Genomic DNA, 15669 nt, shown 5'->3' on the forward strand with positions numbered 1-15669 from the left:
GCAGCAGGCACGTCGGCCAGTACCGTCCTAGCGCGACCCCGGATGCGGTAGGACAGGTCACCACCCGCTGATGGCGGGCAGCTGTGTCGCGCGTCACCTCGGTCCGGCACCCATCTGCCCGGAAGGTGTCACCGAAGGACCAGTAAGACATCGGCGTGGAGTGCAGCGTCGGGAAGTCGGACACAGAGGGCGGCGATCAGTTCCCGCCCACCTATCAAGGAGAAGCATGGAACTCACCAAGCGCAGGAATCTCTCGATCCTCGGGATCGCAGCAGTCTCGATGTTCGGTCTCGCAGCATGTGGCGGCACCGATGCGACCGAGACCACCTCGGGCAGCATGGCCAGTGAGAGCAGCACGGCGGGCCCCGAGAGCGCGTCCGCTTCCCCCGAAGCCAGCATGGCCCCCTCCGCCTCGGCCGACGCCATGATGGACCCCGCCGCGAACCTCGTCGGCCCCGGCTGCGCCGGCTACGCCGAGACCGTCCCCGACGGCGCAGGATCCGTCGCCGGCATGGCCCTGGACCCCGTCGCCACCGCCGCCTCCAACAACCCCATCCTCACCCAGCTCACCGCCGCCGTCTCCGGCGGCATCAACCCCGACGTCGACCTCGTCGACACCCTCAACGGCGGCGAATTCACCGTCTTCGCACCCGTCGACGAAGCCTTCGGCGCCCTGCCCCCCGAGACCGTCGAAGGACTCAAGACCGACACCGAGGGCCTGAGCAGCATCCTCACCTACCACGTCGTCCCCGGCAAGATCCAGCCCGCCGACCTCGAAGGCACCACCCAGACCACCGTCCAGGGCGCCGACCTCGAAGTCACCGGATCCGGCCAGGACCTCAAGGTCAACGACGCCAACGTCGTCTGCGGCGGCGTCCAGACCGCCAACGCCGTCGTCTACCTCATCGACACCGTCCTCACACCCCCCGCCGGCTAAGCACCACGCAGGTCACGTTCGGCAGAAGGGCTCTCGCGCACTGGTGCGGGAGCCCTTCTGGGTTCCGGACGGTCCCGCCGCAGGCTCGACGACCTGGCAGCGGTGTCCCCGCCGGTGTGTCCATGAGCACCGTCCATGAGCACCGTCCGTGGACACGACGAGTCGCGTGCCGCCGCACCGTGAGGTCAGGACGTCTCCGTGACGCGCCGGTAGCCCGTGCCGTCCGGGTACCGCTCCACGTAGCCGTGGTCGACGAGCGCCCGCCGCAGCGTCGGGACGTCGCGTGTGACCGTGGCGAGCAGCCGGTTGACGTCAGGCTCGCCCAGCTCCTCGTCGGCGGGCAGGAGCCGCTCGGCGAGGTGCGCCAGCAGGTCGGCCCGGTCCTGGCCGGCGCGCGGGAGTCCGTCGATCCGCCCGTCCCGGAAGAACCGGTCCACGCCCTTCGGCGTTCCCGGCGCCGCGGCCGCGAGCACCTCCTTGAAGAGCTCACCGTCGACCGCGTGGTCGGCCGCGAGGAGTCCCGCGTCGACGAGGCGCCGGATCTCCTTCGGCGCAGCGTCGAGCGGCTCCCCGAGCACGGCCCGCGCATAGATCTCACGGGAACGCGCTCCGGCGAGGGTCGAGAGGATCTTCTGCCAGGACCGCGTCATGATGCCCCTTCCGTGGTCGGTGCCGAGGTCGGTGCTGCAGACCCCCGAACGGCCGCGAGGAAGCCGGGCGTCCCGGCCGCCGTGACGGCCGCGAGGCGCTCGGCCTCCGTGGGCCCGCCGTCGAGCACGGACCGCAGCGGCGGCCGGAGGACGACGACGCCCGCCTCCTCGGCGATCAGCGCGCCCGCCGCGATGTCGTGCTCGTGCAGCCCGCGCTCCACGAAGGCGTCGAGGGAGCCGTCCGCGACCATGTAGAGATCGAGAGCCGCAGAACCGAGCGTCCGCAGGTCGCCGAAGCCATGGAGGAACGCGCCGAGGTCGTCCACCTGCCCCGCCCGCGTCGTGGCGTCGTACGAGAAGCCGGTGCCGAGGATCCTCCCCCGGTCGGTACCGGGCCCGGCGAGGCGCCGCACCCTGCCCTGGTCGCTCAGCCACGCTCCGCCGCCGCGGGACGCCCAGTAGATCCGGCGCAGCGCCGGGGCGTGCACGACGCCCGCCAGCCAGGTGCCGTCCGCGTCGGCCGCCGCCACGGACGTGCCGTAGTAGACGATGTTTCGGATGAAGTTCGTGGTGCCGTCGAGCGGGTCGATCGACCAGCGGATACCTGCGGCGCCGGACCCGGCAGGGACGGTGGTGCCGAGTTCCTCGCCGGTGATGGCGTCGTGCGGCCGCGAGTCCAGGATGACGCGGCGCACCGCATGCTCCGCGGCGACGTCGAACGCGGTCACCCAGTCACTGTCCGAGCTCTTGCTGGTGGCATCGAGGGCAGCGGGGTCGCGCCGGGCCAGGACCTCGGCACCGGCGGCGGCCGCCTGCCGTGCCAGGTGCAGGAGCGCCTCCGGGGTCGGCGCACGGCCGTCCCCCGAAGGACCTGCCGGCCCGGTCGTCACGGGGCCTCCGGGGTGTCGGGGCCCGTTCCCGCTCCGGACCCGGGTTCCGCGGCCACCTCGTCGTCCTCGTCGTCGGGATCGCGCTCGGGCATCAGGGGTCCGTTCTCGAGGAGTGCGATGAAGCCCTCCTCGTCGAGCACGGGGATGCCGAGCGCCTCGGCCTTCTCGAGCTTGGTTCCGGCGTTCTCGCCCGCCACCACGTAGCTGGTGTTCTTCGACACCGAACCGGCGGCCTTGCCACCACGGGTGATGATGGCCTCCTTGGCCTCGTCCCGGTTGTACTGCTCCAGGGATCCGGTCACCACGACGGTGAGGCCCTCGAGGGTGCGCGGCGTGCTCTCGTCGACGTCGTCCTGCATGCGCACGCCCGCTGCCGCCCAGCGGTCCACGATCTCGCGGTGCCAGTCCTCAGCGAACCACTCCTTCAGGGCGACGGCGATGGTGGGGCCCACGCCGTCGACGTGCGCGAGTTCCTCCTCGCTCGCGGCACGGATGCGGTCCATCGAGCCGAAGGCGGTGGCGAGGGCGCGTGACGCCGTCGGGCCGACGTGGCGGATGGACAGCGCCACGAGCACGCGCCAGAGCGGCTGCTTCTTCGCCTTCTCCAGCTCCGTGAAGAGCTTCCGGGTCGTTGCACTTGGCTCCGAGGGCTTCTTCGCCGTTCCCTTCGAATAGAAGTAGGGCACGAGTTCCCTGCCCGTGACGACGCCCTTGACCTTCTTGTCCCGCTCGATCTTCACGTCCGCCAGCTTCTCCGGCGTGAGGTCGAAGATCTCCGCCTCGGTGGTGATCGGCGGGACCGCTGGTTCCGCGGGCTGGGTGAGCGCGATCGCCGCCTCCCAGCCGAGGGCCTCGATGTCGAAGGCGCCGCGCCCGGCGAGGTGGAACACGCGCTCACGCAACTGGGAGGGACAGGACCGGGCGTTGGGGCAGCGGATGTCGACGTCGCCCTCCTTCGCCGGCTGGAGCGGCGTGCCGCAGGAGGGGCACTCGGTGGGCATGACGAACGCGCGGACCTTCTCGGGGTCGCGCAGGGCCATGACCGGGCCGACGATCTCCGGGATGACGTCGCCGGCCTTCCGCAGCACCACGATGTCCCCGATCATCACGCCCTTGGCCTTGACGACCTCCTGGTTGTGCAGCGTGGCCATACCGACGGTGGAACCGGCCACCTTGACGGGCTCCATGAGGCCGAAGGGCGTGACACGGCCGGTCCGGCCCACGTTCACGAGGATGTCCAGCAGCCTCGTGTTCACCTCCTCCGGCGGGTACTTGTACGCCACGGACCAGCGCGGCACGCGGGAGGTGTGGCCGAGCGCGCGCTGCAGGGCGAAGCTGTCGACCTTCACCACGATGCCGTCGATCTCGTGCAGGAGGTCGTGGCGGTGCTCCCCGTAGTGACCGATGAAGTCGACGACCTCGTCCTGGGTGGCGAGGACCCTGTAGTACGGCGAGGTGGGGAGCCCCCAGGCCTTCAGGAGGTCGTACGTCTCCGACTGCGTCTCGGCCGCCAGGCCGGTGCGGGCGCCGATGCCGTGGACGTACATGTCGAGGGGACGCTCCGCCGTCATGGCGGGATCCTTCTGCCGCAGGGAACCGGCGGCGGCGTTCCGGGGATTGGCGAACGGGGCCTTGCCGGCGGCGACCATCCGCTCGTTGAGCTGCGCGAACTCCCTGGTGGGGAAGAAGACCTCGCCGCGGATCTCCACCTCCTCCGGGTGGCCGGTACCGGCAAGGCGTTTCGGGACCGAGGCGATGGTGAGGACGTTGTGCGTGATGTCCTCCCCCGTGACGCCGTCGCCGCGGGTGGCGGCGCGGACCAGTTCACCGTCGCGGTACAGGAGGTTCACGGCGAGGCCGTCGATCTTGAGCTCCGTCAGCCAGGCGACCGCCGCGCCCGGGCTGCGCTGCTCGACGCCGGCGGCCGCGCGGTCCAGCCAGGCCTTCAGCTCGTCGAGGGAGAAGACGTCCTCCAGGCTGTACATGCGGGCGAGGTGGTCCACGGGGGCGAAGGCGGCGGACACCTCCCCACCCACCTCCTGGGTGGGCGAGTCGTTGGCGACGATCTCGGGGTGGAGCGCCTCCAGCTCCTCGAGACGCCGGAAGAGGGTGTCGAACTCGGCGTCGGAGATGGTGGGGGCGGCGTCCTGGTAGTACGCGGTGCGGTGTGCGCGGACCTCCTCGGCGAGCTGCGCATACTCTGCCCTGAGCTCGTCCCCGGGCGGCTGACGGTCTCCGGATCCGGCGGTCTGGGCTGCGTCTTCGGTTCCTGTGGTCACCGTCCTTATCTTGCCCTACACCCCTGACACGGGCCACCGACGTCAGGCGCCCTCGATGAACCCGCCGATGAAGATGCCGAATCCGAGAGAGCAGGTGAAGAAGCACACGAAGAGCATGATCAGCAGGAACCGGGCGCCGAGGAGCCGGCCCCGCACGGCCTGCCGGCCCTTCCCGGCCCGGCTGAGCGCGGCGCCCGTCACCCATGGGTTCTCGCCTCCGGCCACGGCCCGCGAATGGACCAGCAGGTCGAGGGTCTTGACGGTCCACAGGATCCCGACGGCGAGCATCCCGGCTCCGGCCGTCGCGTCTCCCCCGGTGTTGGCCGTGACCATCACCGGGACGATCCCGGCGAGCGCGGCCAGCCAGTAGCGTCGGTAGGAGGATGCGTTGTCCCCGAAGCGGATGAGGTGGTAGTCCTGCCGCCGGCGGTCCTCGGACCGGCCTGTCACGGAGAGGCGCGCCAGGGCCCGCTCCACCGCCAGCAGTCCAGCGGCCAAGACGACGGCGGCCAGGACGAGGCTCCCGTCGCCGACACCAGGACCGGGATCCGGGTGGAGGGCGGCGAGGACGGTGCCGACGAGGACCAGGACGGCGGCCACCGCGCCGGAAGCGACGCTGTTCCTGCCGCGCCCCGGATCCGCCAGCTGCTCCCGCAGGTACCCTCCGGGGAGGACCGCGTCCAGCTTCCTGTAGCTCCGGACGATCAGCGCGGCATGGACTCCGGCGGCCGTCAGGGTGACGGCGACCAGCACGGGCACCGGCAGCAGGACGACCGCCAGGAGGGCGAACGCCAGGACGTGGTACCAGAGGAGGAAGAGGCGGCCGCGCACCCAGCGCAGCGGGCTCGAGGCGAGATCCGCCTCCGCGGAGGTGTCCAGGGGGCTCATCCTCAGGATCCCGCCGACGAGCACCTCGCGTGGCCCCACCACCCTCTCCCCGCCCCGGATCCGCCCGCTGAGCAGGAGGAGCTCGCGGTCCTGGGGGAACTGCGCGAGACCGGCGGCCAGCAGAGCCCGGGCCTCGCCGTCGTCGTCGAGCAGCGACGCGGTCTGCGCCGCCTGCGTGAACGCTGCCGCATCCGCGTTCAGGGACAGCGCATGGCGCGCGGCCTGATGGGCGACCACCAGGTCCTGGTGGTCGCGCCGGCGCACGAGGAGCGCCCGGCTGAGCCAGTAGTGGGCGTCGGGCTCCTCGGCATGCTGTTCGACGACGTACCAGGCGAGTGCCACGGCCTCGTCGGTCCGGCGTTGACCGAGGAGCGCGAGCAGCAGGATGATCTGCGTCCCGGCGGCGTTCGGCTCGAGCTCCACGGCCCGGCGCCCGGCGTGTTCGGCGTCGACGAACCGCTGGTCCATCACGAGTGCCCGCCCGAGGAGCGCCCAGTAGAGGGGCTCGTCCCCGTGGTACGCCGCCTGCCCTTCCAGCAGGTCGACCGCGTCACGGGCACGCTGCTGGGCGGCGAGGATCTCGAAGCGGTTGGACAGGACGTCGAGGTCGACGACCTCGCTCACCGGCGCTTCTTGCCGTCGAGCAGGGCCGCGAGGTCGTCGTAGCGGCCGTTCGCGTTGGAGAACCGCACCACGTTGCGCGCCGATTCGAGCCATGCGACGGTGCTCGGCCTGATCTCCCGCAGCGCGTCACCGAGGTGGTCCATGGTGATCGGGCTGATCGCCCCCTGCGCGATCGACTGCATCATGGCCTTCTCCGCCGCCGTGACGGCCACGTGCTCGAGATCAGCTCCGGAGAAACCCTCCGTCACGGTGGCGAGGTGCTGCACGTCGATGCCCGCGATCGGACGGTTCTTCAGGTGATGGCGAAGGATCGACGCCCGCGCCTCGTGGTCGGGCGGACTCACGAGGATCGAGCGGTCCAGCCGGCCGGGGCGCAGGAGCGCCTCGTCGAGGTCCCATGGGTTGTTCGTCGCGGCCAGGACGTACAGGCCGTCGTTGTCTCCGCTCATGGAATCCAGCTGCAGCAGCAGCTCGTTCACCATCTGGCGCAGCCAGGCGGCTCCTCCGCCCGAGAGGGCGCCCCGCCGCATCCCGAGAGAGTCGATCTCGTCGATGAAGAGCACCGTGGGGGCCTGGGCCCGGGCTTCGTCGAAGACGCGCTTGAGGTTCTTCTGCGTCTCGCCCATGAAGGACCCGATCACATCGGTCATCGACACGGACAAAAAGGTCGCACCGAGTTCACCCGCGACGGCACGGGCCAGGAAGGTCTTGCCGCAGCCCGGTGGACCGTACAGCAGCAGGCCGCCGCGCAGGGACTTGCCGAACGCCCGGGCCACCTCGGCGTTGCGCATCGGCGCGAGGAAGGACTCCTCGAGGCGACGCTTCACGTCGTCGAGCCCACCGACGTCGGACAGTGTCACGGCCTCGCGTGGTACCTCGACCGGTGCGGTGCCGTCGCCGTCGTCCGTCGCCGGGCCGACGGGCACGGGGCGCGCCTTTACGAAGGGAGGCGGTACGGCGCTCCCCACCTCGTGTTCCGCCTTGTCCCAGTCGAAGGCGGCGGGTCCGGCCGGAGCGCCCGGCGCTGCTCCGCCGCCCGGCGCGTCATCGGGCTCGGCTGCGCCGGGCGGCGAGCTCAGTGCTGTTGCGGCGGTACCCAGGAGGAGCCGCGCCTGGTCGTTCGCCGGGTCCGCCTGCAGGGCGAGGCTCGCCTCGGCGATGGCAGCGGCCGGGTCGCCGCCGGTCAGCAGGGTCTGCGCGAGGTGGATCCGCAGGACGACGTCGCCCGGGTGGGCCTCGAGGGCCCTCCTGAGGCTGGCGATGACAGGATCAGTCATCGGTGCTCCCGTGCTGCCGGCTGCTGCGCGCCCGGGTGAAGGACTTCTGGTCGGTCAACTCTCCCCCTGTGCTTGTCGATGAGCCGGGCACCACCGCACCTGCCCGGCACACATTCCATCATGCCCCGGTCCGTCGCTCCTGCCCGGAATGCTCCATCCCTCGGTCCAGCGACGGGTTGGCCAGGATGTGCCACAGCTGGAACGCGCCGATCGACGCCGAAGGACCGGCCGGGTCGATCACCATTCCGCCCAGCCGCCGCCCGAAGACCAGCTCCGCCACCCAGCCGGTCGAGGAAGCCCGCGCCGAGACCTCGGGGTCGAAGGCAACGACCTCCGCCGCGGAGGTGAACACGGCGAGGTGCACGCCGGTCGATCCGGTGCCCTCGCCCGGGACCGTCACGAGTTCCCGCCGACCGTCCCGTTCCGACTCGGCCAGGAACAGCACGCTCTCGCCGAGCATGGCGGTGAACAGCTCCTGCTGCGACCCCTGTCGCACCACGACGTCGCGGAGCAGGGCATTGGGTGGGCCCTGCAGTGCGAACGCCAGGTCGTCGCGGACCAGCCCGCACGTCGGGCCGGCCGGATCCACGTACACCCGCTCGACCGCCGGATCCATCAGCGCAGTCTCCAGTGCGACCACGCCGGGCAGCGCCAGGGACTGCGGCGGGCCTGCGGTCGGCCCGCCCTCGAGGAATCTGGAGAGCTCCGCCTGGCTGGTGAAGACGCCGAGCGCCCGGGCGCCGTCCGAGCCCGCGAAGCTCCGCACCGCGGGGGCGGACGGATCCGAACCCGTGACGTCCATCAGCAGCTCGCCCGACAGGCAGGTCCTCAGGACCTCGATCATCGTCCGCTGTCCCGGTCGCTCGGAGAACCGGGCGACCGCGTCGGCGACCGGTGTGTTGTCCACCGCCCCGCCGCGCGAGGACGGGCGCCACAGCCGTCCGTCCCTGGCCGGCGCCAGGACGTCCGCGAGCGGTCCCGGCGTCGACCGGAAGGCGAGCCTGAGGATGCCGTCCTCCGCCGCGAGTTCCCCGCACGACCGGTCGAGGGCGAACAGGACCTCCGGCAGGAAGCCCCTGCCGTCCGCGCGCGGGACCTGACGGACCACCGCCACGACCGACTCGCCCCCGCCGGCGACGACCGTCCAGAGTCCCGCGTCGTCGACGAAGGAGAGGGGGAGACCGCATCCTTCCAGGACCGTCGTCAGCGGCGTGTACTCCTCGACGTCGAACTCCCGGAGCTGCGGAACAACACCGTCGGGAAGCTCCAGGCCGTCACGGGTGACGCTCACCCGCACCGGAGCAGCTCCGATCCAGGGATGGAGCGGAGATCGGTCCGGGCGGTGGAATATCTCACGGGCGGTCCCCCGGGGGGCGTCGGTCCGAATCGGCCGCGAAGAGTCCGCCCGCGGACGCAGGTGCCGGCCCGGCAGGCTCCTCGCCCGGGTCGGTGACGTCCACGACGATGACGGTGACGTTGTCCCGGGCGCCCGACCGGAGCGCTGCGGCGATCAGCGCGTCGCAGGCCTCCTGCGGGTCCGCGACCTCGCTGAGGACGGCGTAGATGCCGTCGTCCGCCACTTCCCCGCTCAGTCCGTCCGAGCAGAGCAGGATGCGGTCCCCCGGCTCGACGGGCAGGAGCCAGACGTCCGCCTCGGCGTCGTCCCCCGTGCCCAGGGCCCTGGTGACGACGTGCCGGCGGGGGTGGGTCCGTGCCTGCTCCTCCGTGATCTGCCCGATCTCCACGAGCCCCTGCACCTCGGAATGGTCCACCGAGATCTGCCCGAAGGTGCCGTTGCTCAGTCGGTACGTCCGGGAGTCGCCCACGTTGAAGAAGAGCCAGTAGGGGGCTCCCGACTCCTCGACCAGCACCACCCCGGTCAGGGTGGTACCGGCATGGCCGCCGGCCTCCCGGCGGATCCGCGCGTCGGCCTGTCGGATGAGCTCCTCGAGGTCGCCCGCCTGGAAGTGCGGGGTCCTGGTGCCGATGATGCTGCTGTCCGCGAGGGTCCGGACACAGATGCTGCTGGCCACCTCGCCTGCCTCGTGTCCGCCCATGCCGTCGGCGACGGCGAAGACGGGCTCGAGCGCGATGAAGGAGTCCTCGTTGAGTTCACGGCGGAGCCCCCGGTCGGTGCCGAACCCGCAGGTGAGCCGGATGCCCAGCCCCGGTGCCACGCCCTGGTGCTGCTGGGCGGGAGGGTCCTCCGTACTGCCGGCCCCGGCGCGCAGGTCGACCGCGTGGGACCCGTTGGCCGTCGGCTCACGCATCGCGACCTCCGGGCACCCGTCCTGCACAGCCCGGCTGGGCAGGAACCGGGAGGGAGCGTGCGGCCGCGCGGAGGCGGGCTTGCTGGTCTGTCATGTCCCCATTCTGCCCTTTGTCCGCCCGGGCACCGATCCGCGTCGCTGCGGTTCGGCCGTCAGTCCAGGATGATCCCCGTACCGGTCCCCCGGGCGAGCGTCACCGGGCGGACCTCGCCGAAGCCGCGCACCTGCCGCGGCTCGTGCGGAGCCAGGATGAACTTCTCGTTGTTCTCGAGGGTCGCGGCCGTGGCGGAATCGACGAGCACCTCTCCCGGCTCGGCGAGCGCCGTGAGCCGTGCGGCCAGGTTGACGGTGGGCCCGTAGATGTCCCCGAGCCGGGACAGGACGCGGCCCCAGACGAGGGAGCACCGCGCCGAGGGAAGGAACTCGTCCTCCGTGAAGGCCTTCGCGAGGGCCAGCGAGATCTCGGCTCCGGCCTCCGGCGACTCGGCGATGTACAGGACCTCGTCGCCGATCGTCTTCACGAGGCGCCCGCCGCCCACGGAGATGATCTCGGCACACTTGTTCTCGAACCGCTGCACGAGCTGCGCGAGCGTCCGCTCGTTCATGCGCCGCGACAGCGACGTGTACGAGACGAGGTCGGCGAACCCCACCGCTCGGGCCAGCGGCAGCGGCGCGTCCTGCTCGTCGCCGTCGCGCCCTGCCTCGCTCGACGCCAGCCCCGACTCCGCGCGCAGGGCCAGCCGCTGCACGGCGGCGTTCATCTGGCGGCGCCACGCGTAGACGAGTGTCTTCTCGAGCGGTTCGATCAGGTCCGGGAGTTCGGAGACGAGGGTCTTCCGTGCATCGGCGTCCGTGAACCCGCGCTGGGCCACCATCTCCTCGACGATGGCCTCGATCTGCCACACCACCATGCGGTCGGTCATCTGGCCCACGGCGCGCGTGATGGAGATGGCGGCGTCCTCGGTGAGCTGCTCCTGGCGCACCATGTCGATGATCGTCGTCAGCGCGAGGAGGTCCTTCTCGGTGAAGGCGACGTCGTCGTCCCCGATGTTGGGGAAGCCCATGGCGCGCCACAGCTTGCGCGCGGACAGCAGGGACACCCCCGCGCCGGCGGCGATGTCGCGGCGCTTGAGGGTGCGCTCGGCCCCGAGGAGTTCGCGTTCGAGGCGCCGGATCGTCTCGCGGTCGAGTTCGATCGGGCCGGCCGGCGGCGCCGCGTCGGCACCGCCTCCCGTGGCCATGTCCGCCTGCAGCTGCCAGACGGTCTTGGACGCGGAGGCCTCGGGGGCGTCGTCGGACTGTCCGCGGCCGACCGCGGTCTCCCCGACCGGGCCGGCGTCGGTTCGGCCGGGCTGCCCGGGCTCGTGGCGGTCCTCGACTGTCACGATTGCTCGCTTCTCCATTCCTGCTGTGTCCGGGGCAGTCCGCCACGGGCGTACTGCGGATCGATCTCCATGTCCACACCGTCGAACATGCGTGTCAGCGGTAGGTCGCCGATCGCCTGCACCACGTACTCCTTGAACGTCGCAATCTGCGGAACGTGCCGGTAGGCATGCGCGCGGTCGAACCCCAGGTCCGCGATGAGGGTCCCGCTGCCCACCATCCGCTGCAGCAGACCCTGCTCCGTCTGCAGTTGGGAGATGGCGGACAGGTTGATCTGGTGTTCGGTCCTCCGGGTGGCTCCCCGCCGGTGGATGAGGCGCATGCTCGTGAGGACGTAGCGGTTGCTGGACCACCGCACCAGCGGCCGCACCACGACGCGGAGCAGGAGGAGGGCCACGACGGCGAGTGCTCCCAGCAGCAGCACCGGCTGCCACTCGGCGAGCCCGTCGGGCAGGTCCCGCCGACCCAGGTAGCCCAGGCCGAAGCCGCCCACCGCCAACAGGACGAAGCCCGCGATCACCGGTCCCACGAGCGGCAGGGGGTTGGGCCGGGTGCGCACGAGGACGCGTTCCCCGGGCAGCAGCTTGATCCGCATGGCTACTCCTGCGGACGCAGGTGCACGACGTCGCCCGCCGAGACGGTGTGCCGCTCGCCGTCCTCGTCGCGCACGATCAGCGCGCCGTGCGGATCGAGGGCGAGCGCGCGGCCGCTCAGCGCCACCCCGCCCGGCAGCTCCGCCCGGACGTCCTGCCCGAGGGTGGCCATGCGGGCGCCGACGCGCGTGAGCAGGGACGGGCCGTTGTCCCAGTCCACCCCGGCATCGCCGTCGACGTCGCAGAAGGCGCGGTAGGAGTCGGCGAAGGTGCGCAGGAAGGACTTGAGCAGGATGTTCCGGTCCGTGGTGCCGGCGTACTCGAGGAGCAGGCTCGTGGCCGTGGGCACGGGGAGTTCCTCGTCCGTGAGGCTGACGTTGAGCCCGACGCCGACGACGACGGCGGGCGGCTCCGCACCCGCCCCCGGCACGAACTGGGCGAGGACCCCGGCGAGTTTCCGTCCGTCCACCGTGACGTCGTTGGGCCACTTGAGCTGCGGCGCGATCTCCGTACGGTCCTCGACGCTCTCCGCGAGCGCGAGTGCCGCGAGGAGCGAGAACCAGGAGTAGGCCGCGGTGGGAACGGGTCGCCCCTGGCGGTTGAACGGCCGCAGCAGGACACTGACGAACAGCGAGGACCGCTCCGGGGCCACCCAGGCGCGATCGAGCCGCCCGCGGCCGGCGGTCTGGACCTCGGCGCCGAGGACGCTGAGGTCGGGCCAGCCTGCCGCTTCCCGCTGCGCGGCGTCGACCAGGTCGGTGTTCGTCGATCCCGTCCGGGCCACGATGTCCAGCCTCGAGAAGGGCCCCGACGGCATGCACAGGGCTGTCCTCAGTGCGCCGAGGTCCAGGCCCGGGCGCTCGAGATTGGAATAGCGGGAGGACATGGCATTGATCTTATCCGGCCCGGCGCCTCCGCTCCTCGGGGACCGCGGCTCAGAGGAAGATGTCGGGGACGAGCTGGTCCTCCGGAGCGCCCAGACTGTACCGGGTGAGGTCCGTGATGCCCTCTGCACGCAGCACTTCCTCGTCGGTGAAGAAGTTGCCGGTGCAGGTGCGGGCGTCCCTGACCAGGACGGCGTGTGCGGCATCGGCGACGATCGCGGAACTCCGGGCTGCGCGCACCATCCGGCTGCCGCCGGGCATGTTGCGGATGGCCGCCGTGTCGATGAGGGTCGCCGGCCAGAGCGAGTTCACGGCGATGCCGTCGGCCCGGAGCTCCTCGGCGAGCCCGAGCGTGGTCAGGCTCATGCCGTACTTCGCCATGGTGTAGGCCAGGTGCATGCCGGCCCACCGTGGCTCGAGGTTCAGCGGGGGCGAGAGGGTCAGTATGTGCGGGTTGCCGGACTGCCGGAGGGCGTCCAGGGCGAACTTGCTCAGCATGAAGGTGCCGCGGACGTTGATGTCGGCCATGAGGTCGTAGCGCTTCATGTCCACGTCCGGTGTCTTCGACAGATCGATCGCCGAGGCATTGTTCACCACGATGTCGATCGCGCCGAAGGTGCTCACGGTCGCCTCGACCGCGGCCCGGACGTCGTCGTCGTTCCGCACGTCGCCCACGAGGGGAAGGGCGGATCCGCCCTCGGCCTCGATCTGCTCCGCAGCGGTGTGGACGGTGCCTTCGAGCTTCGGGTGGGGCTCCCCCGTCTTGGCCAGGATGGCCACCCTGGCGCCGTCGCGTGCGGCTCGCAGTGCGATGGCGAGGCCGATGCCGCGGCTTCCGCCCGACATGAGGAGAGTGCGCCCGGCGAGGGTCGACGCCGTACCCGCACCCGTCGGCGCCGCGGATTCCTGAGCTTCATTGCGTGCAGTCATGGCCCCACTGTAAGCAGCGGGGCCTTCCCGACGGCGTGCGACGCACCGATGTTACTCGTGAGTAACATCGGTGCGGCGGCTAAGTGATGGAAGCGGAAACTGTAGACGTCCTACAACGGTGGGCCCCGGGATCCTCACTAGACTGGGGGAAAAGCGCCGTGCTTTGTCGGAATCCTCCAGTCAAGGCCCGCGCCCGCCCCCAGCCACCCGCCGACCGGAGATTCCATGCACCAGGACCTGCAACCCGACCTCACCACGACGGCCGGGAAGCTCGCCGACTTCAGGAGGCGCAAGGCGCTCTCCGAGCAGCCCTCCGGTCCCGAGGCGATCGACAAGCAGCACGCGCGCGGCAAGAACACTGCCAGGGAACGGATCGATCTCCTCGTCGACGAGGGTTCGTTCGTCGAGTTCGATGCCCTCGCGGTCCACCGGTCCACCGCCTTCGGCATGGAGAGGAAGAAGCCGCTGGGCGACGGCGTGGTTTCCGGCTACGCGACCGTGGACGGCCGGCTGATCGCCATCTACAGCCAGGACTTCTCCGTCTACGGCGGTTCGCTCAGCCAGGTCAACGGCGAGAAGATCGTCAAGGTGCAGGAGTTCGCCCTGCGCAACGGCTGCCCGGTGGTCGGCATCAACGACGGCGGCGGCGCCCGCATCCAGGAGGGTGTGGCATCGCTCGCCATGTTCGCCGACATCTTCCGCAACAACGTCCACGCCTCGGGCGTGGTCCCGCAGATCTCGCTCATCATGGGACCCTGCGCCGGTGGCGCCGCCTACTCCCCCGCGCTGACCGACTTCGTGGTGATGGTGGACAAGACCTCGCACATGTTCATCACGGGTCCCGACGTCATCAAGACCGTGACGGGCGAGGACGTGGACATGGAGACCCTCGGCGGGGCGCGGCAGCACAACACGACGACGGGCACGTCCGCCTACCTCGCGACGGACGAGGCCGATGCGATCGGCTTCGTCCGTGAGCTGCTCGACTTCCTGCCCTCGAACAACCTCGCGGAGGCCCCGCTGACGGCGTTCGTGGAGGAGGCCGACATCACGGACGAGGACCTCGCTCTCGACGACCTCATCCCCGACGCGGCGAACCAACCGTACGACATGCACGCGGTCATCGCCGCCATCGTGGACGACGGCCACTTCCTCGAGATGCAGGCGCTCTACGCACCCAACGTCGTCACCGGCTATGCGCGCGTCGAGGGGCACACCATCGGGATCGTGGCCAACCAGCCCCTGCAGTTCGCCGGCACCCTCGACATCAACGCCTCGGAGAAGGCTGCCCGCTTCGTGCGGCACTGCGACGCCTTCAACATCCCGATCCTGACCCTCGTGGACGTGCCCGGTTTCCTGCCCGGCAAGGACCAGGAGTTCCAGGGCATCATCCGGCGGGGGGCCAAGCTGCTCTACGCCTACGCCGAGGCCACCGTGCCGAAGCTGACGGTCATCACGCGCAAGGCGTACGGCGGCGCGTACATCGTCATGGGCTCCAAGAAGCTCGGCGCGGACCTCAATCTGGCCTGGCCCACGGCGCAGATCGGCGTCATGGGTGCGCAGGGGGCCGTCAACATCCTCTACCGCGGCCACCTCAAGGCAGTGGCCGACGCCGGCGGGGACGTCGAGGCCGCCCGCGCCGACGTCGTGCAGCAGTACGAGGAGGAGCTGCTGAACCCGTACCAGGCGGCCGAGCTCGGCTACGTCGACGCTGTGATCGCGCCGTCCGAGACACGGCTGCAGATCGTCCGGGGGCTCCGCGCGCTGCGCGACAAGCGGGCGGCCAACCCCGCCAAGAAGCATGGGAACATCCCGCTGTGACGCCCCGCGATGGCACGCCCGACGGCGTCACCGGGGAGAGCCCCGCACTCCTGTCCGTGGTGTCCGGCCGGCCGACCGAGGAGGAGCTCGCCGCGCTCACCGCCGTCGTCGTCGCCCTGCAGGGCGCCGGTGACGCGGACGGCGCGCCGGACCACGGTCGCTCGTGGGTCCGCCGGGCCATGCTGCGGCTGGGCCCGACGCCGGGTCCGGGATCGTGGCGGCGGAGCGTGCGCTGACGCTGTC

General features: G+C 71.1%; 14 protein-coding genes. 3 read left to right on the forward strand and 11 right to left on the reverse strand.

Going from position 1 to position 15669, the window contains the following annotated elements:
- The first annotated feature begins 226 nt into the window (after positions 1-226).
- The gene (locus ACX80L_RS05430) at positions 227-937 is read left to right on the forward strand and encodes a fasciclin domain-containing protein (protein ID WP_459288200.1); all 711 of its coding nucleotides are present in this window, start codon (positions 227-229) and stop codon (positions 935-937) included.
- 185 nt (positions 938-1122) lie between these two features.
- Here ACX80L_RS05430 and ACX80L_RS05435 read toward each other — a convergent pair whose 3' ends face one another.
- The 11 genes from ACX80L_RS05435 to ACX80L_RS05485 all read right to left on the reverse strand — a co-directional run bounded on the left by ACX80L_RS05435 (position 1123) and on the right by ACX80L_RS05485 (position 13605).
- Positions 1123-1587, reverse strand: coding sequence for a DUF2087 domain-containing protein (locus ACX80L_RS05435; RefSeq protein WP_133082086.1), 465 nt, complete (start codon positions 1585-1587; stop codon positions 1123-1125).
- On the reverse strand, positions 1584-2477 hold the full coding sequence (locus ACX80L_RS05440; RefSeq protein WP_459288202.1) for an inositol monophosphatase family protein: 894 nt from the start codon (positions 2475-2477) through the stop codon (positions 1584-1586). Before ACX80L_RS05440 ends, ACX80L_RS05435 begins: the two co-directional genes overlap by 4 nt.
- On the reverse strand, positions 2474-4756 hold the full coding sequence (ligA, locus tag ACX80L_RS05445) for an NAD-dependent DNA ligase LigA (protein ID WP_459288204.1): 2283 nt from the start codon (positions 4754-4756) through the stop codon (positions 2474-2476). The genes ACX80L_RS05440 and ligA overlap by 4 nt, the downstream gene beginning before the upstream one ends.
- A 42-nt stretch (positions 4757-4798) precedes the next feature.
- Positions 4799-6268 (reverse strand): hypothetical protein, encoded by a 1470-nt coding sequence (locus tag ACX80L_RS05450; protein ID WP_459288206.1) that lies wholly within the window; start codon positions 6266-6268, stop codon positions 4799-4801.
- Positions 6265-7545: an AAA family ATPase gene (locus ACX80L_RS05455; RefSeq protein WP_459288208.1), complete on the reverse strand. Its 1281-nt coding sequence runs from the start codon at positions 7543-7545 to the stop codon at positions 6265-6267. Before ACX80L_RS05455 ends, ACX80L_RS05450 begins: the two co-directional genes overlap by 4 nt.
- Before the next feature lie 118 nt (positions 7546-7663).
- Positions 7664-8836 (reverse strand): SseB family protein, encoded by a 1173-nt coding sequence (locus ACX80L_RS05460; RefSeq protein WP_459288210.1) that lies wholly within the window; start codon positions 8834-8836, stop codon positions 7664-7666.
- Between the two features lie 61 nt (positions 8837-8897).
- Positions 8898-9815: a PP2C family protein-serine/threonine phosphatase gene (locus tag ACX80L_RS05465; RefSeq protein WP_459288212.1), complete on the reverse strand. Its 918-nt coding sequence runs from the start codon at positions 9813-9815 to the stop codon at positions 8898-8900.
- Positions 9816-9967: 152 nt separating this feature from the next.
- Positions 9968-11218 carry an adenylate/guanylate cyclase domain-containing protein gene (locus tag ACX80L_RS05470; RefSeq protein ID WP_459288214.1) on the reverse strand — a complete coding sequence of 417 codons (1251 nt, stop codon included), beginning with the start codon at positions 11216-11218 and terminating at the stop codon, positions 9968-9970.
- Positions 11197-11793, reverse strand: coding sequence for a PH domain-containing protein (locus tag ACX80L_RS05475; protein ID WP_459288216.1), 597 nt, complete (start codon positions 11791-11793; stop codon positions 11197-11199). The genes ACX80L_RS05470 and ACX80L_RS05475 overlap by 22 nt, the downstream gene beginning before the upstream one ends.
- A 2-nt stretch (positions 11794-11795) precedes the next feature.
- Positions 11796-12677, reverse strand: coding sequence for a biotin--[acetyl-CoA-carboxylase] ligase (locus tag ACX80L_RS05480; RefSeq protein ID WP_133082078.1), 882 nt, complete (start codon positions 12675-12677; stop codon positions 11796-11798).
- Positions 12678-12726: 49 nt separating this feature from the next.
- Positions 12727-13605: an SDR family oxidoreductase gene (locus tag ACX80L_RS05485; protein ID WP_459288218.1), complete on the reverse strand. Its 879-nt coding sequence runs from the start codon at positions 13603-13605 to the stop codon at positions 12727-12729.
- Between the two features lie 237 nt (positions 13606-13842).
- Between ACX80L_RS05485 and ACX80L_RS05490 the strand changes: the two genes are divergently transcribed.
- Positions 13843-15426: an acyl-CoA carboxylase subunit beta gene (locus ACX80L_RS05490; RefSeq protein ID WP_133082280.1), complete on the forward strand. Its 1584-nt coding sequence runs from the start codon at positions 13843-13845 to the stop codon at positions 15424-15426.
- A complete protein-coding gene (locus ACX80L_RS05495; RefSeq protein WP_459288220.1) occupies positions 15423-15662 on the forward strand; it encodes an acyl-CoA carboxylase subunit epsilon in 240 nt (79 codons plus the stop codon). Before ACX80L_RS05490 ends, ACX80L_RS05495 begins: the two co-directional genes overlap by 4 nt.
- Positions 15663-15669: the final 7 nt, after the last annotated feature.

Source organism: Arthrobacter sp. MDT1-48-3 (assembly GCF_054511015.1).